Origin of the sequence: Evansella tamaricis (genome assembly GCF_019042215.1) — a bacterium.
Lineage (GTDB): Bacteria > Bacillota > Bacilli > Bacillales > Salisediminibacteriaceae > Evansella > Evansella tamaricis.
The window spans coordinates 1-18,054 of the sequence record NZ_JAHQCS010000086.1; the positions used below are offsets into that span (position 1 = coordinate 1).

General features: G+C 39.6%; 18 protein-coding genes and 1 pseudogene. All 19 read right to left on the reverse strand.

The window, feature by feature from the left end:
* Positions 1-312: 312 nt before the first annotated feature.
* Complete coding sequence (locus KS419_RS08640; RefSeq protein WP_217065875.1) at positions 313-1,005, reverse strand: zinc metallopeptidase; 693 nt, start codon at positions 1,003-1,005, stop codon at positions 313-315.
* A gap of 95 nt (positions 1,006-1,100) precedes the next feature.
* Complete coding sequence (locus KS419_RS08645; protein WP_217065877.1) at positions 1,101-1,919, reverse strand: sporulation protein YpjB; 819 nt, start codon at positions 1,917-1,919, stop codon at positions 1,101-1,103.
* Between the two features lie 67 nt (positions 1,920-1,986).
* Positions 1,987-2,580, reverse strand: a complete 594-nt coding sequence (lhaT, locus tag KS419_RS08650; RefSeq protein WP_217065879.1) for a lipoprotein heptaprenylglyceryl N-acetyltransferase LhaT — start codon at positions 2,578-2,580, stop codon at positions 1,987-1,989.
* Positions 2,581-2,856: 276 nt separating this feature from the next.
* Positions 2,857-3,636 carry a menaquinol-cytochrome c reductase cytochrome b/c subunit gene (locus KS419_RS08655; protein WP_217065881.1) on the reverse strand — a complete coding sequence of 260 codons (780 nt, stop codon included), beginning with the start codon at positions 3,634-3,636 and terminating at the stop codon, positions 2,857-2,859.
* A gap of 32 nt (positions 3,637-3,668) precedes the next feature.
* The gene (gene qcrB, locus KS419_RS08660; protein ID WP_217065883.1) at positions 3,669-4,340 is read right to left on the reverse strand and encodes a menaquinol-cytochrome c reductase cytochrome b subunit; all 672 of its coding nucleotides are present in this window, start codon (positions 4,338-4,340) and stop codon (positions 3,669-3,671) included.
* A 26-nt stretch (positions 4,341-4,366) separates the two neighbouring features.
* Entirely contained in the window at positions 4,367-4,819 is a 453-nt protein-coding gene (locus KS419_RS08665; RefSeq protein WP_246593738.1) for a QcrA and Rieske domain-containing protein, read from the reverse strand.
* Positions 4,820-4,989: 170 nt separating this feature from the next.
* Positions 4,990-5,484 carry a YpiF family protein gene (locus KS419_RS08670; protein WP_217065886.1) on the reverse strand — a complete coding sequence of 165 codons (495 nt, stop codon included), beginning with the start codon at positions 5,482-5,484 and terminating at the stop codon, positions 4,990-4,992.
* 493 nt (positions 5,485-5,977) lie between these two features.
* The gene (locus KS419_RS08675; protein ID WP_217065887.1) at positions 5,978-6,529 is read right to left on the reverse strand and encodes a ReoY family proteolytic degradation factor; all 552 of its coding nucleotides are present in this window, start codon (positions 6,527-6,529) and stop codon (positions 5,978-5,980) included.
* Between the two features lie 155 nt (positions 6,530-6,684).
* Complete coding sequence (locus tag KS419_RS08680) at positions 6,685-7,710, reverse strand: hypothetical protein (RefSeq protein WP_217065889.1); 1,026 nt, start codon at positions 7,708-7,710, stop codon at positions 6,685-6,687.
* Between the two features lie 92 nt (positions 7,711-7,802).
* Entirely contained in the window at positions 7,803-9,071 is a 1,269-nt protein-coding gene (locus KS419_RS08685; protein ID WP_217065890.1) for a tetratricopeptide repeat protein, read from the reverse strand.
* A 75-nt stretch (positions 9,072-9,146) separates the two neighbouring features.
* Complete coding sequence (locus tag KS419_RS08690; RefSeq protein WP_217065891.1) at positions 9,147-10,052, reverse strand: hypothetical protein; 906 nt, start codon at positions 10,050-10,052, stop codon at positions 9,147-9,149.
* A gap of 57 nt (positions 10,053-10,109) precedes the next feature.
* On the reverse strand, positions 10,110-11,399 hold the full coding sequence (gene aroA / locus KS419_RS08695; protein WP_217065892.1) for a 3-phosphoshikimate 1-carboxyvinyltransferase: 1,290 nt from the start codon (positions 11,397-11,399) through the stop codon (positions 10,110-10,112).
* A 12-nt stretch (positions 11,400-11,411) separates the two neighbouring features.
* The gene (locus KS419_RS08700; RefSeq protein WP_217065893.1) at positions 11,412-12,515 is read right to left on the reverse strand and encodes a prephenate dehydrogenase; all 1,104 of its coding nucleotides are present in this window, start codon (positions 12,513-12,515) and stop codon (positions 11,412-11,414) included.
* Between the two features lie 15 nt (positions 12,516-12,530).
* Positions 12,531-13,610 carry a histidinol-phosphate transaminase gene (gene hisC / locus KS419_RS08705; protein ID WP_217065894.1) on the reverse strand — a complete coding sequence of 360 codons (1,080 nt, stop codon included), beginning with the start codon at positions 13,608-13,610 and terminating at the stop codon, positions 12,531-12,533.
* A gap of 41 nt (positions 13,611-13,651) precedes the next feature.
* The gene (trpA, locus tag KS419_RS08710; protein WP_217065895.1) at positions 13,652-14,449 is read right to left on the reverse strand and encodes a tryptophan synthase subunit alpha; all 798 of its coding nucleotides are present in this window, start codon (positions 14,447-14,449) and stop codon (positions 13,652-13,654) included.
* Positions 14,446-15,663 carry a tryptophan synthase subunit beta gene (gene trpB / locus KS419_RS08715; RefSeq protein WP_343215047.1) on the reverse strand — a complete coding sequence of 406 codons (1,218 nt, stop codon included), beginning with the start codon at positions 15,661-15,663 and terminating at the stop codon, positions 14,446-14,448. The genes trpA and trpB overlap by 4 nt, the downstream gene beginning before the upstream one ends.
* Before the next feature lie 6 nt (positions 15,664-15,669).
* Positions 15,670-16,278, reverse strand: a pseudogene (locus KS419_RS25480) (phosphoribosylanthranilate isomerase); the annotation flags it as partial.
* Complete coding sequence (gene trpC / locus KS419_RS08720) at positions 16,262-17,053, reverse strand: indole-3-glycerol phosphate synthase TrpC (RefSeq protein WP_343215045.1); 792 nt, start codon at positions 17,051-17,053, stop codon at positions 16,262-16,264. The pseudogene KS419_RS25480 and the gene trpC, both read right to left, overlap by 17 nt.
* On the reverse strand, positions 17,050-18,054 hold the full coding sequence (trpD, locus tag KS419_RS08725; protein ID WP_380086067.1) for an anthranilate phosphoribosyltransferase: 1,005 nt from the start codon (positions 18,052-18,054) through the stop codon (positions 17,050-17,052). Before trpD ends, trpC begins: the two co-directional genes overlap by 4 nt.

The window sequence follows — 18,054 nt, forward strand, 5'->3', positions numbered from 1 at the left end:
GGAGGAATGACAACAGAAGTCCGCTCTTTGACTTCCGTTGTCACTTCCGAAGTGCCCCGCAGCGAGTAGGCGCTGGAGCTAGACAAAGAAAAGCGCAAGCGCCTATGATCACGAGCGTAGGGCAGTTTCCCGTAGCGAGCGTTGCCCGCGGCAAAATAGACACTGCGAAGAATGAGCAGATTTCGCCCTTATGCCAGTGGGGAAACGTCAGCCTTTAGCGTTTTTGAGTAGACACTGTGAAATGGATTCAATAAAATGAGGGTGTCACCAAAAGTTATACTTTTGGGACACCCTCTTATCATTTTAATAATTTTAGTCACGATTCATAGCCAGAAACATTAATATAAAACGAACAAGTTCCATCACAGCCACTAATGCAGCAGCAACATAAGTTAAGGCTGCAGCATCTAAAACCTTTTTCGTCTCCCGTTCTTCATCATTACGAATAACTCCTGTTGAAACAACTTGTTCCATCGCCCTATTAGATGCATTAAATTCTACTGGCAATGTAACTAGCTGGAATAGGACAGCCAATGACATGAATACGATACCTACAAGAACAAGTTGTGGTATTGTCATTAATAGCCCAGCTAGAATAATGAAAAATGCTGTATTCGAGCCGAAATTAGCCAACGGAACTAAGGCATGGCGAAATCGTAAAAATGCATATCCTTCTGCATCCTGCATAGCGTGTCCCACTTCATGGGCGGCTACTGCAGCACCTGCGACAGAATTTCCATAATAATTGTGTTCTGACAGACGTACAACTTTTTGCCGGGGATCATAATGATCCGTTAACTGGCCCTTTACAGGCTCTACAGTTACATCATATAATCCATTATCATATAAGATCTTCTTTGCAACCTGTGCCCCGGTCATACCAGAAGATGAGGCAATTTGAGAATACTTACTATAGGCACTTTTCACTCTCATCTGAGCCCATAGTGGAACTAGCATTAAAATAGCGATATAGATAAGAAAACCACCGAATGTATCAAACAACATGGTTCCAAACCTCCTAATACGTCTGTTTATATCTTGATTGTTTCTTCTAAAATTTTATAAAAACTTTTTATAGGTGTCAATTAATTTGAACTCTACTATATTCTCCTTCTTTTCCGTTTTAATTCCTTTTCTTTTTCCTGTTCCGCACGGTATTTTCTCCAACCTGTATAGGATAAAGCAAATATAATGGCTCCGCCTATCGTTAACATTACCCATATAAGTGAAGGGTCCGATGCTCCGTCCTCTGTACCATCATATATATAAATTAACTGATTTTCCATTAACTTCAAATGTTCTGCTAAATTAGAATCTTGTCCAAAGGAAGACCGTAACGACTTAAGGTACTGAATTTGAGAATCGGTCTTGTAATAATTTTCATGAGACAAACTTACTCCCCAAGCCGGTCGGACTGTTTCATAATTTTCCACAAACAGATTAAGTGCTTGCTGGAATTTCTGAGCATCTCCTTCATTAACTGCGTTTCTCATGGATGTCAACGGTGCAAATAGTGAATCCTTTGTTCCTTTCCATAGTGGTTGACTAGACGAGTCATAAACGTCGACTAAAAGTCGAAGCTTGGATGCCTTTTTCACCCGGTCTTCATGCGATAACGACACAGAGACTGCGGCTTCCGTTGCTTCCTCATAGACAGAAGTTATTACTTGAAGTTCCCTCATGGTTAAATCATAATCGGATGCCTTTATTTCTAAAAACTGTTCGGAAAAATATTCCAATAATTGCTTTGCGTCTTCATAATGACCTTGTTTGACGTAATGTAAAATAGTATCACTTGTTTTATTTAAGTCTCTCCATAGATCCCGCTCCCCATTTACATCTTCGGCTGCGACTATGTGAAACGGCCAAACGATTAGAATGGAGAATATCAATAACATCTTGAATAATCTTTCAGCCATGTGCCTGTCCCTCCTCTTATTCATACTCTATCGTATGATAGATTGGACAAGAGTAGACCTGAAAGATTTAGAGCTCCCGTTTCACAGCTTTTTTATTCAATATATAGACAAGGAATAGAGAAATCATACTTAACCAAAAGGTAAAATAAGCAATTTCACTATAATACATATAGATGGACCGGGCAACCCAAGGATGCATTCCATAAATATAATCTATCACATCATTATGTAAGGTCCAAACAGCAACCGCGATTAAATGCCACGGTTTAATCCGGTAGTATGGACTGTACAACAACCCTTGGACAGCCATGCCCAAGTGAGAAAAAATTAACATATACTGCTTCCAAGTTAATGTATCACCGGCAGTTGCAGATGCAACAATCATGACAACCGCCCAAATACCATATTTAAATAACGTGACTGCAGCCAAAGCCTCCACAAGTGGGAAATTCCTTTTGAGTAAAAAAGCCCCAAGAACAATACAGAAAAACAAGCTGGCAGTTGGACTGTCTGGTACAAATACTAGGAATATCTTAGGTGTTATTGCTAATTGTGCATCATACCATATGTAGCCATATATTGTTCCTCCAATATTAATCAATAAAAGAATCCATAAAAACGTCCGATTACGTAATAATTGGAGTAAACTCTCAAAAATCATGTACATCTTCCTTTTCCTTTCTCATTTTAAGAAAAGCGCAAGCGCCTTGGTCACGGGCGAAAGTCACTGCCTCTTCCTCAACAAACATCTCTCTGAAGTATATCCTCCAACATGGCAACTCGAATCATACTCAAGAGTAGCAACGCTCGTGTGCTGCCACCGAAGTAAATCCTCGTTGCTGGAGCTAACAACTAAGAAAACTTTTACTATCTTACATCTTAAAAAAAGCTGACTGAACATATTCAGTCAGCTTTCATTTCCAATGGAATTCATTTATTATTCATCAGGATTTTGGCCATCATTAGCAATAAAGGCGGCTAATGTTTCAAGTTCCTCATCAGTTCCTTCAAATTGACCAGCAGGCATTCCTTCAGCCCCATTGATGATAATATCCATAACTTCTTCTTTTGAATAATCACTCTGGAAAACACTTGGAGCTGCTGCTCCACCTAACATATCTCCACCGTGACAATTAATACAATTTTGTTGTGTTGTCCATATTTCAAATCCTTCTGCCGTTTCATCTACCTCAACATCTTCCACTATGGCCCCTTGCTGCGCCGCCGCTTCCCAGTCATGGTGATCAACCGCTTCCCATGTTAAAAATATGACACAGGCAACTGCAATTAACATGATGCTGCTAGCAATTGGACGCTTAATTGGTCGGCGTTCTGGGCCACGATCTAACCATGGAGCAAGTAGTAGTGCTCCAAAGGCAATTCCAGGAATCACAACTGCTCCAATCACTGTATAAGGACCTGATGCAAATTCATACTTTAATAGCTGATACAAAAACAAGAAGTACCAGTCTGGTAATGGTATGTAACCGGAATCCGTTGGATCTGCCATTCGTTCTAGCGGTGACGGATGAGCAACGGTTAAACAAAGATACCCCACTAAGAAAACAGCACCTACCATCCATTCGCGAAGCAAGAAGTTAGGCCAGAATGCCTCTGTTTTACCTGGGTATTCGGAATAGTCTTTTGGTATATTAGGTTTTCTTTCAGCCGGTACCCGTGAGTCACCGACAAATTTCATACCTTTCCCGCGATGCATAGCTTTCCCTCCTTTTCAATTTCCTCTCCATTTTACAATGGTCCGGAAATACCCTGTTTACGAATCATATAAAAGTGTGCTGCGAGAAGTCCTAAAAGAGCTCCTGGCAAGAAAAATACATGAATCGCAAAGAATCGAGTTAATGTTTGTGCCCCAATGATTTCTCCGCCTGCTAAGAGCATCTTTGCAAATCCCCCAACAACAGGAGCTGCTTCTGCGATTTCTAAACCTACAACTGTAGCAAAGTAAGCTTTCATGTCCCAAGGAAGTAAATATCCTGTAAAACCTAAGCCTAGCATTACGAAGAAAATAAGTACCCCAACAACCCAGTTTAGTTCTCTAGGTTTTTTATATGATCCTGTAAAAAATACACGTAATGTATGAAGGAACATCATGACAATAACTAAGCTCGCGCCCCAATGGTGCATTCCACGAACGATTACCCCGTGTGTCACTTCATTCTGCAAGAAAAATACTGATTCATACGCATGAATAATATCCGGTACATAATACATTGTAAGGAACATTCCGGACAATATTTGAATGACGGTTACAAAGAACGTTAAACCACCAAAACAGTATACAAATGCGGAGAAGTGATGAGCAGGGTTCACGTGTTCTGGAACTTCGTGATCTGCAATATCCCGCCACATTGGTGTGATGTCTAAACGCTCATCAACCCAATCATAAATTTTTTGTAACATTCCATTTCGCCCCCTTCTTCACTGACTTAAACAGAATTCCGTTGAATCGGTCTGCCTAAATAAATTGTACCATCACGAACTTCCATATCATACACATCCAACGGTCTTGTTGGAGGTGTATTAGGAACGTTTTGGCCACTTTTTTCAAACCTTCCATCGTGACATGGGCAGAAGAACTGGTTAGGAAATTCTTCATTTGTATCCCAGTTTACTACACATCCCATGTGTGTACATGTAGGTGAAAGTGCAATAATATTGTCACCTTCTCTATAGATCCAGGCGGTCCTGGATTGGTCTGATGTATACCATGCATCTTCTACTGTTACTTGAAAAGTAAACCGTTGCGGCTCTTCTGTCAATTGATCCACAGTCGCAACAGAGACGAAATCAGATTCTCCTGCTGCCTCTAAAGCAGGATCTAATGCAAAACGTACCATCGGGCTTATCATAGCAGCAGCCATAAAACCGCCGACACCCATTAAGGAATAAGATAAAAATTGCCGCCTTGATACTTTGTGTTCTTTTTCACTCACGATCTTCCCTCCTCACATCCATGTTCTTAAGATAAACACACACAAAAATAGATACTAAGACATACTCATGATAGCCCAATATTTCTACGTATGTCAACAAAATCTAATAGGGCATTTTATGTATTATATTCCTCTTTCCCTCTTTTAACAGGTTCTCCTTGCCATTTATCAGCTATTAGTGGGATCAGTTGTTTTAATTGCTGATCAATGATTTGTTTTTTATAGGTGTCCTCCATACTTTCCAACGATAAAGAAGGGATCCAAATGAGCATATCCGGTAAATTCCTCTCTACCTTTTTCCACTCACTATCTGAAGTGACATAAAGGATATGTTTAAAACCATTATCAAATAAATGATGGTCCCATGCTACTAACCTCTTTAGCCGATCATCCTCATCCTCTTGGGATAAGTAGGTGAATGGAGCGATCTGAAATACCCTCCCCTTAAACTGGGTTTCCAGTTGATCCGTTAAAATGCTCGTAAATTCTCCCATTGAAACTTTCCCTTTTGGGTCTTTTTCCCAATCTAAAGGTATTAACGGGATAATGGCAGTATCGACATATTCTTTTGCTTTTAAGTACATGTCCATTTGTTCAGTAGTCCATTTCAATGCACTCTCTCCTTTCTTATGTACATTTTTCCCATACATATACGTTTTACCAGAAAATAAATATTTTAGCCATTGTGAAACTACACTTTCTTCGTTGTATAACTAGCTTGTTACAACTCTGTTGTTAGTTAGTCATTCGTTCCATGTTGCTCCCTTGCCACGGACGATCAACGAGCCTCCTCAGCTCTCTGTGGTTATTCAAGATGTTCTGTCGCCTGCGGGGTCTCGTTCTGCTCGTTCTTCCGTAGGCGTCTCGCACACTTCCACTCATTCCTAAAAAATCTTGTTATATTGGCGTATATTTTTATTCTCCATTTTCCTAGAGATCTACTGTGTAAATACACTATCTTGGTTAAAAGTAACTAGTTCATTCTAAAACTCTGTTGTTAGTTAGTCATTCGTTCCGTGTTGCTCCCTTGCCACGGACGATCAACGAGCCTCCTCAGTTCTTCTTTGATAATACAAAGCTTAATAACTCCCAAAAGAAAAGCCCTTAACTATCTAGGGCTTTTAGATCATTGTATTTTTTTACCAAATCATGAAAGGTCGTTTTGTCTCCTCTCGATAAGGCTTGATCAATTTCGATCTCCAGTTGGTTCAGACGGAACGATCTTAAGGATTCCTCTAAAATCATTTCGGCAAGCAGGCTCTGTACATTTGCTTCATCTGTGTTAATGGGAAGATACGGGTTTTCCTCAAGAACCGCAATATACTGAGGGATGGACTGTTTGTCCTTGAAATTTAATTGAACGTAAATATCCTCAGTGCGGTTTAAGCGAATGTCATGGAATGATTTTTCGGCATCCATCGTTACATGTTGATTTTTATGAAAGGCAAAAGGAACACTATCAACATCATTAGCAGAAATCAATAAAGCTTTTGGACAATATTCCGCTTGTTCCACGAAATGGACCCGCTCCATTAAGACATCGTCACTCATGAGAAAATTCAACAACCACGCACATTCCCTACGTTTCAGCTGGTACTGATCCAAAAACCATTTTAGAAAATCACGTTTTTCCAATACCGGAACAGGATTATTCATCATTTCCCCTCCCCCTATTTTCTTCGCACCTGAGGAAGTAACCTAAGCTGTCCACTATAGAAAGACAAAACAGTGACTCTTTCATACTCTCTGTTTCTTTAATATATTCTACATGCAAGCAAATAATCCTTTTAAAAATCAAACCTTCTTTGATTTTATTTTTTTCTTTTTTTGTATGGATGTAAAAACAAAAATTCACAATTGTCAATTCTTTCAGAAGATAATATTTGAAGATATTGCAGCATTTGGATAACCCTATCTTCAATGATATTCTCAGGTTGATCAAAATAATAATTATCCACGAAGGGCGAAAGTTTGCCTACAATCTCTTTTTTTTCAACAGCACTGCCGTCTGAAAGCACTGCTATTATTACTTCCACCAAAAATGGTAACTGTGGAATTGCCCGCTTATATAATTGAATGTAAGAGCGGAGAAACCTGTCTAATATTTCCTTAACCGATAGACGTTGTCCTTTTTCCCATTCTTTGGTAACTGTTAGTTCTTCCCCTTCCTGAATCCACCTTTGTCCATAACAAAAATCATATAAGAGGGAAAAGCAGTCAGGATAGGAATAAAAGTGTCTCCCATACCCAAACCTCCATCGCTCTTCCGGAAAAGATTCTTCAGTAGACAGATGACTCAATATCTCCTTTAATTGCTTCCTGTAGATCGTCCCATTTTTTGTGAGACGGACTTTATTATCTTCCACAAAGTCCATAAAGTGAAATATATCATCTATGATCACTAACTCATCATCTTGCGTAAAAGGAATGATAATACTATTTTCCTTAAACTGTTCCCAAAAATAATTACCGATCCACTCCTTCAATTCAAGTGGAATGATACATTGATTCCAGTTATCTTCAAAAATCCATCCTTTTCTTTTGAGTGTCTCTAATAAACTTGGAAGTTCTTTTCTGTAAGACTGTTTTAAACAAGTGGATAATTCATCCGTTGGAAATGAGATAGAAGACGAAAAGGACATTTGAAGCAACAGTTGCTGCTCTTTTTCTTGTAACGAATTCCATTGGTCTATAGTACGGACTTCATCCAAGAGGGTTTTGACTAATGCTTCTGTGATTTCCTGTCTGGAATGGGTATTACAAGATAAACCCAATGTCTTCACTCGATTTACTAACTCCGATTGCGGTTGGGACAATAGAACTTGAACGAGTTTCATGTTGATACCCCCACAACATTCATTTTCCTGTAGTATGTGGAGGCAAAGGTTAATCTATGAAAAAAATTTTCCATCTATAAAAAAGGGATTCATTATTCGTTCCCTTTCCAGTTTGAAAGCCGTTCCTCTATATCAAATCGGTGTGGTTGAGATTCTAATAGTTTCTCAAGGAGGGTGACCCCTTCTTTTTTATTTCCAATCTCTAAAAAGGCATTTGCTGCTTCCTCCATCAAATCTCCATCTTCCATATGGGACAACGCCTCCCGATAAGCCTCTACTGCCCCTTCTAAATCATCCGTTTCATATAATGCCTTCCCTTTAAATCGTTCAAACACCGGGTCATATTCACCAAAATCACTGAGAAAGGACAACAGCTCCAGAGACTCTTCATATTGTTCCGATTGATGGAAATAGAGAAGGAGTTCTTTAACTGCAGCTGTATTAGAAGGATTTATGGCAATTCCCTTTTCAAGGAATTCCTTAGCCTTTTCTCCACTTCCCTTCCTAAAGTGAGCTTTTGCCATTTCCATGTAAAGCTCATCATTATATTCATCCTTTAATAATCCCGCCTCTAAGGTGTCAATAGCTTGTTCAAATTGATTATTTCCCTGAAGTGCCTTTGCCAAGTATGGATAAAGTGTTGTAAAGTCCGGATCCAACTCTTTCAGTCGTTTGAATTGCTTAATAGATGTTTCATAATCTTCCATTTGTAAGGCAGTATAGGCGTAGCCAAAAAGGGAGTCCGGATCTTCCCTCTTTTCAATCCCTTTTTTATAATATTCCAGTGCATCCTCAAATTGACCGGTTGCACTGAACGCCTCTGCAAGACGCAACTCTGGTACTACCGGGAAATCATCAGTTAGTCGATGCTGATGTATGACTTTCTTGAAATACGGAATTGACCGTTGATAGTCTCCGCGGCTTAAGTAAAATTCCCCTAACCCGTATTGAATAATTGGTTCATCAGGACTGTATTTTTCTGCCACTAATAACTTCTGCTCTGCCACTTCTTCTAACCCTTGGGATTGATAAATATCTGCCAAAAGCATCTGGGCCTGACTATAAGCGGGATCACTAACCCTTATCTCCGATAACATATCAATGGCATCTTCCTCTTTCCCAAGTTCGCTATAGCATTCTGCTGCAAAAACAAATAATTCTCCATGATCAGGATACTGAAACATCAAATCTTCAATCAAAGGTAATGCCCTATCAATTAAACCTAGATCGTAATACAACTCACTAATGCTGCGCTTAACCTCATCGTCTCCATTTTTTGATAATTCCTCGAGACTGTTTAACCCTGCTTCGTGATTTCCCTCTTCAATCATATTAATTGCTGATTGTAATTGTCTGTTCATCCCTTATCCCATCCTTTAAACTCTCTCCTTCCCATTTTAACGGAACAAAAAAAGGAGTCAAACAATCTTAACTCCTTACGTACTATCGTTATCCGAATACCGGTGTATATCTTGAATGGGTAAGAATTTTTCTGGTACTAATGATGTTAGTTCCTCCCCCTTCACTCCCTCTATACTCCATTGTTTTCCCACTTTGACAACACGCCCTTTTAAAACAACTATATCTGGCACTTCCATTGGCCTTTCCCCAACATGAAACGTTCCATACATCAAATAGTCTGCATCACTCCCCATAACAAGGGAGCCTTTTTTAGGAAAGAGGCCTATCCTTTTAGTTAAAAAGACTGAAATGGGTTCGCCTAGCTTTGGAAAACCTATATAGGAATTAATTCTAAATGTTTGTATTATTTTGGCCCAAGTATCTTCAATCTGCCTCTTCTTCTTATTGGACGTTACTTTAGACGACGGAACACAAATGAGTAACATACGTTTTGGGAACATAGCTTCAAATAGGCGCTGCCAAGGGGTAGCCTTTAACATATGAACAGAATCTGTGGAGATAAATAAAATAGAAATGGACTGCTGTTTTAATCTTCGTATCCACGATTCTGATAATCGTGACAGGGGAACTCTGACAGCATGAACATAATCGAGGGGGCAATCCTTTAATGAATCACGTTCGAGCTTTAATCGGTCCATACACTCACTTTCATATTTTATATCAATGAGATGAACAAATGCTGTGAATCCGTATAATAGGAGCCTTTTCACATAGGAGGAACCTGCGTCTTTTCGAAAAACTTCTCCAACGTTTTCTTCAATAGTAACCTTACCTGGAACTACTTTAAAGTTCTTTGTGGATAACTGTATGATCCCAGAACGTTCCTGTGGTAAATCCGAATACCGTACACGCCCTTCTTCAATCCAAAGGTCCCTAGTTAGTTCTGCATCATCTTGAGAAACGGACATAACATATTTCAATGGCCTCCCCTCCTCCCTACTGAAAAATTATGTATGAGAAGGGGATAATATGTTAACTCATTTTTCGGATAATAGATTTAAATGCTCAAAAAAGTTCGGATAAGAAACCGCAATTGCATCCGTATTTTTCACAGTAATAGAATCAGCAGAAATCAAACCACACAGTGCCATCGACATTCCAATTCGATGATCTCCAAAACTATCGACTGTACCACCGTGAAGGGGAGTTGGTCCAATAATCCTCATCCCATCTGGAGTAGCTTCTATATTTGCTCCTAATTCTTTTAACTGACTAACCATCGTATCAATCCGATTTGTTTCTTTTACTTTTAACTCTTCTGCATCTTTAATAATTGTTGTCCCATGTGCCTGTGTTGCAAGTATAGCTATAGCTGGTATTTCATCAATTAATCTTGGAATAAGTTCTCCTCCGATTGTCGTCCCAACTAACTTACTAGTCTTTATATGTAATGTCGCAACAGGTTCTTCCCCGAATAACGTTTCATCGGAAATGGTCAGGTCCCCTCCCATCTCCTTGAGTACATCAAGTATTCCAGTTCTTGTAGGGTTAATTCCCACATCCTTTAATACAACTTCACTATCTTCGGTAATGGCACCTGCCACTAACAAAAAAGCAGCAGAAGATATATCCCCTGGGACTTTAACCATCGTGCCTGTTAACGTTTGTCCCCCTTCGATAGAAACAGATCTATCATCCACATTCACCTCTACACCAAAAGATTGAAGCATCCGCTCTGTATGATCTCTGGAGCGGTATGGTTCTGTCACAGTTGTAGTTCCTCTTGCCCCTAATCCCGCTAATAAAATAGATGATTTCACTTGAGCACTGGCAATAGGGGAAACATAATGGACACCCCTTAAATCTCCACCACGGATAAATAACGGGGTATACTGTCCATGCTCCCTTCCATCCACAGTTGCATTCAACATTTTTAATGGTCCGGTCACTCTTCCCATGGGACGCTTCGCAATCGAATCATCCCCTACAAGAATCGAAGAAAAGGGAGAGGTCGCAAGGATTCCTGCCAGCAGACGGATCGTTGTCCCTGAATTCCCAACATCCAACACAGCATCAGGTTCTTTTAATCCCTTTAAACCAGAGGATTCTATAATGATTTTATCCCCGTCTTCCACGATGGATACTCCTAACTGTTTCATACAGCGCACGGTACTTAAACAATCTTCCCCTTTTAAGAAACCAGTAATTTCCGTTGTACCCTTTGCAATGGAACCAAACATGACTGCCCGATGGGAAATAGATTTATCCCCCGGTATCGTAACCATTCCACGTAGTCCGTTTTTTAACGGCTGAATCTTTTGTTCCATACTTTTCAACTCCTACGGCGTATCGTACGTTTCATACATATGATCGTTTAGTATTTTTTTAGCTAAAAGTAAATCCTCTTTGGAGCGGAAACTTAAGCGAAGAACTCCCATGATATCTTCCCTCGCTTCAATAATTTGAATATTAGTGATACTGATTTTTTCACTTGCCAAAATCCCAGTAACATCAGAGATAACACCTGGATGGTCTGGGACATCGACATATAAGTCATTGAAAGGCATCATTGCGCCCTTTTTTCCGATTGGAAGTTGATCCCTTAATGCTTTTGCTTCAGCAAAAAAGGAGTAAATGGCTTCCCCATCCCCTTGGTTTAACATCTCTCTCACATTTTTCATGGCGTATTCCCAATCTGAAAGCATTTCCAATAGGGGTTCTTTATTATTTAATAAAATATCTCGCCACATCGATGGAGAAGAAGAGGCGATTCTCGTAATGTCTCTAAATCCACCGGCAGCCAATTGAGATACAATCGGGAATTCCTGGCCCATTTTCCCCGTTTGATGAACGAGTGAGGATGCAATAATATGTGGTAAGTGACTTACCATTCCTACGAAACGATCGTGATCATTGGGGCTTAATTCAATAAATCTCGCTCCGGTTCCACGTAACCAATTTTGTAATTGAATCACTTTGGAAGAAGGGGTTCCTGGAGTTGGTGTAACAATATAGAAGGCATTTTCAAATAACCTGCCGTTTGATGCAGTAACTCCTGATTTGTGGGAACCAGCCATGGGGTGCCCTCCAATAAAATGAACCCCCATCTTTTGTAATTCCATTCCTTTTTCCACTATTGTTTTCTTTGTACTTCCCACGTCTGTCACAATACAGTTTTCCTGAAGATGAAGTTGCCTTAATTCATCTAAAATGGATACAGCACTTTGGACAGGGGTTGCTATTATTATTAAGTTTGCAGTCGGTACCTCTTTTTTATAATCCACTGTTTCCCGGTCGATGACTTGAAGGGAAAGTGCCAATTGCCTTGCTTTCTCATCCAGATCAAAACCAATTATCTCACAGTTTTGATGTTCTCTTTTAATGGAAAGGGCCAATGAACCTCCGATCAGCCCTAAACCGATAATTACAACACGCTTCCCCACAAACGGACCCTCCTGTTACGGTAATTTCTTCAATAATTCGATTAACTTTTCATTTTGTTGTTTCGTCCCTAGTGTAATTCGTACAGAAGTGGGAAAACCAAGCGCTTCACCATTTCTAGTTATAAAACCGTTCTTTAGTAAATAGTCAAAAATTTCTGAGCCGGGTTTTTGAAGATCCATTAAGATAAAATTTCCGTGTGATGGATAATATTTATATCCTTCTTCGTTACAGAACCTTTCAAAACGTTCCATTTCCTCCCGGTTTTTCTTGTAACATTCCTGAATGAACTCTTGATCTAACAATGCTTCATAGGCAGCACGCTGTGCGAAAGTATTCGTGTTAAACGGTTCCCTGCCAGGATCAACCGATTGGATTAGTGACTCATTAGCAATCCCATAGCCAATTCGCAGGGATGCTAGTCCATAAGCCTTGGAAAAGGTTCGTAGAATCACTAAATTAGAATATTCCTTCAGTAATGGTATTGTATCTGGGTAATCCTGTGCCGCCACATATTCGAAATATGCTTCATCACTAATAACAAGTACATCCTTTGGAACACGTTTAATAAAATCCAAGAACGACTTTTCTCCAACATATGTCCCAGACGGGTTATTTGGATTACATACGAATACCATCTTTGTATTTTCATCGATTGCTTCTAACATGGCATCCAAATCATGAACACCATCTTCTAATGGGACCTCTTTCACTTCTGCCCCTTCGATCACTGCATTATGACGATATTGAGGAAAGGTTGGAGTGGCAGTAACTATGTTATCCCCCCCCGTAAGGAAAGAACGGCAAAGAATTAAAATGACATCATCGGATCCATTTCCAAAAAGGAGTTCCGTCTCCTTTACTCCCAGATGTTCCGCAACCCCTTCACGCAATTCCCTCGCATATCCGTCTGGGTAAATAGCCAACTCATTAAATGAATCTTGAATGACTTGTTTTACTCTCGGTGAACAACCATACGGATTTTCATTGGATGCTAACTTAATCACCTCATCCAAACCTAACTCTCGCTTTACTTCTTCAATTGGTTTTCCTGGTTGATAGGCTACTAAACCTACCATCGATGGCTTAACTCGCAAAATAATCTCCCCTAACGTTTACATCTTTCCCCTATATCCTATTACGAAATGAGTTCCAGGACAAATTCTTTTATCTCGCCTAAGGCATTCGCTTTATCCCTTTCCTCCATTAAAGCGCATTTCTTCTCCCCAATCAAGTGAACAAGTGCACTTCCAACAATCACTCCATCGGATATGGTATGAAAATATTTTACATGTTTTCGTTTAGAAATACCAAACCCAACAAGCACAGGAACATCTGTCATCGATTTAACCGTTTGAATAGATTCCTCGATCCGATCAGAAAAATTCTCTCTTGCCCCAGTGACACCAAGGGAAGAAACAAAGTATAAAAAACCATCTCCATGCTGACTAATAGTAGCCATTCTGGATTGGGAGTTTAATGCAATTAAAGAAATGAAGGAGATTCCCTCCAAGTGACATTTTTCCCTTATTTCTTCACTCTCTTCCAATGGTAAATCAGGTATCAATAAGCCATCTATTTCTGCTTCAACCATTTTTGAAATGATTTCCGTTTCACCATAAGCTAAGATTGGATTGATATAAGTAAACAAGACTACAGGTATTGTTAATCCCTTTCCTCTGGCTATTTTGATCCCCTCAATAGCACGAATGATATTTCCACCATTTTTCAGAGATCGTCCCCCCGCCTCCTGAATCACTGGACCATCTGCTAATGGATCGCTGAAAGGAACTCCCCATTCAATGGCATCCACCCCTGCTTCCTGTAGTGTTAAGGCAATATCAATGGAGACATCCATCGTAGGGTCACCTGACATGACATAAGGGACAAATAAATTTTTTTTATTTTGAAAAGATTGATCAAGTAATCGATTCATTTCGTTCCCTCCCCTATCTCTCGCTGTATAGTATGAACATCTTTGTCTCCTCTTCCAGACAGACAAACCAATATCGTTTCTTCTTGCCTCATTTCCTTCGCCCGTTTTATCGCATAGGCTACTGCGTGTGCCGATTCTAGTGCCGGTAAAATACCTTCTAAATGACATAAAGCCTTTAACGCCTCTAAAGCTTCTGTATCTGTAATCGGTTCATAGGACACTCTCTCAATATCTCTAAGATGAGAATGTTCTGGCCCGATACCTGGATAGTCTAATCCAGCAGAAATGGAATAAGGCTCTGTTATATTACCTGATTCATCTTGGAGCAAATAGGACATGGACCCATGGAGAACTCCAACTCTCCCTTTAGATAACGTCGCAGCATGTTCCTGTGTTTCCGTGCCTTTCCCCGCCGCTTCTACTCCGGTTAACGTTACATTTCCATCTTCTATAAATGGATAAAACATTCCAATGGCATTACTTCCTCCACCTACACAAGCTATAATTTCGTCTGGGAGTTTCCCAGTCTCATTCAAAAATTGTTCTTTACTTTCCCTACCAATGACAGATTGAAACTCCCGAACCATTTTTGGATATGGATGTGGTCCCACTGCTGATCCGATTAAATAGTAGGTATCCTCTACGTGTGTTACCCAATGTCTAATCGCTTCATTTGTAGCATCCTTTAATGTTCTGCCCCCACTAGTTACCGGTATAACTTCTGCGCCAAGGAGTTTCATTCGGAAAACATTTAATTCCTGACGTTTCATATCCTCTTCTCCCATAAATACTTTACACTTTAAACCGAATCTAGCAGCAACTGTCGCCGATGCTACTCCATGCTGTCCCGCTCCCGTTTCTGCGATAATTTGCTCTTTCCCCATCCTCTTAGCTAATAAAGCTTGGGCAATTGCGTTGTTTATTTTATGAGCCCCCGTATGGTTTAAATCTTCCCGTTTTAAATAAATGCTTGCACCGCCTAAAAATGTTGATAACCGGTCAGCTTTTGTTAATGGTGTAGGTCTTCCGGAATAACATGCCCATTCGTTGTGAAGTTCCTTAAAAAAAGACTCATCCTTGCACACTCTATCAAAGGCATTTTCTAATTCTTCTAAGGCATACATTAATGTTTCTGGAACATACTTCCCTCCAAATTTTCCAAATCTCCCAAATTGATCTGGTGCATGGTAGCTTTTCTTTACCGTTAGTACCATCTTAGTCATCTTCCTTTCATCCTTTTGTCCACCAGTCTCAATACCAGAAGACAAATCAATTCCAGTCGGTTTATAGTCTAATAACCTAGTAATATTTAATACATTCACTCCACCGGCAATAAAGCATGGAACATGCTGCCGATTTGCTTCCTTGCAATAAGAAGGGACACTTTCCCAATCAAACGTAATGCCACTCCCCCCCCATTGACTTTCCGTCTTTGTATCGATAATAAACCCATCTATTATACCTTCATAATTACTTAAAGTCTCAGGACCCTTCTCCTGATGATGTATTGTTTTAAAAATCTCCTGTTGAATGATGGACCGTAATTGGTTAATCTTATCAGGTGATTCAGTACCATGGCATTGAATAACTTGTAACTCACAAGAATTTATTACTTCTACGATTCGATCATTTGTTTCATTGACAAAAACGCCTACCATTTTTTGATGGGGTTGTTTTGGTTTTCGTTTTTGCCATATCGCTACCACCTCGGGATTTACTTCCCTCTTACTTTTAGCAAAAATAAAGCCAATATAATCAACACCACTTTCCACAGCTTTCTTATAATCTTCAAAGGATGTCATTCCACAAAACTTAAGAAGTGTATTCATGATTATGCCTCTCCTCAAACCAGCCCCTAAGAAGATCCCCTTTATTTTTTTCCAACATAAATGCTTCACCCACTAATAAACCATTTACATGGGTCGTTTTCCTTAAATAGTCCACATCCTCTTTGGTTTTTACTCCACTTTCACTAATAAATAATATATCTTTTGGTAACATAGCAGCAAGATGTCTAGATGTTTCCAATGACGTTTCAAAGGTTTTTAAATTTCGGTTATTTACTCCTATTAATTTCGGTTTAATCGCTGATAAAACATTGTCTACTTCCCGCTCATTGTGCACCTCAACTAATACATCCAAGTTTAGCGATTCTGCCTGTTCATATAATTCCTTTAACTGACTGCCATCAAGAATAGCAGCAATTAATAAAATTGCATCTGCTCCTAATGCCTTTGATTGGATAATCTGTTTTTCATCAATAATAAAATCTTTTCGCAAAATAGGCACATTAACTTTTTGTTTAATTTCCGTTAAATAACGGGGGTGTCCTTGAAAGAATTGTTCATCTGTTAACACTGAAATACCATCCACCGATAATTTTTCATACGTTTCAGCGATATTTAAAGGATTGAAATCTTTTGTTAATACTCCCTTTGAAGGACTCGCCTTTTTCACTTCAGCAATTATACCAACAGGGTAATTCGGGTTTGCAATTGCCTCATATAAGGAGCGCTTCACGAATGCCTCTTCAATCCTCATCTGTTTCGGGATCTCTTCTATTTCACGTTTTTTTTGTTGTACAATTGTATCTAAAATGGTCACTTTGCAAAAGCCTCCCTCGCTCCTCTTAAGCGGTCTAAATGTAACAACACGGGGTTTCCTAATGATTGTCTTGCCTGATCTACCCCATCCTTAATTGTTTTTGCTTTTCCAAAAACATACAATGCTGCCCCTGCATTTAATAATAATATATTTGTCCCTTCATCTGGACCTTTTCCAGTAAATAAACGCTGAATAAATTCTCCACTGTCTTGAGGGGATTTTACAAGTAAAGGAGCAATAGTTCCCCGGGTCATTCCTACATCTTCCGGACTAATGACATATTCATTTATTTGCCCTTGATCTACTTCAGACACAAAAGTAGGTCCTGTAATGGTAATCTCGTCTAACCCGTCTTCACCGGTCACAAACATTGCCCTTTCGATGCCTAATTCCAAAGAGGCTTGTGCCATTTTTCTGGCTTGATCTTTATCATATACTCCAATTAACCGTCTTGATGCTCCTGCAGGATTTGTTAAGGGACCTAATAGATTAAAAATCGTCTTAACCCCTAATCTTTTTCGGGCAGTTGCCACCTGTTTCATTGCGGAATGATATAGGGGTGCATATAAAAAACAGAGATGATTCTCTTCTAGTTGATGAATAGCTTCCTCTGCAGTAGATTGAATAGGAACCCCTAAGTATTCTAGGACATCTGCACTCCCTGTTTTAGAGGAGACACTCCGATTACCATGCTTTGCAACAGGAACACCCATAGAGCTTAATAAGATCGCTACAGCAGTGGATATATTAAATGTTCCTACTCCATCTCCCCCAGTACCACAAGTATCAAGGACAGGGAAAGGGGGTTTTACCTGCATGCTGTGTTCTTTCATTCCCCCTGCAAATCCAATAATTTCTTCCACTGTCTCTCCACGAAACCGTAATATTGTTAAAATGGCAGCGATTTGTTCATCAGAAATTACTCCATCTAGCATTCTTGTAATTAACTCTTTAGCTTCCGTCCTCGACAAGGTCTCACGATTTAATAGTCTTTCCATCAG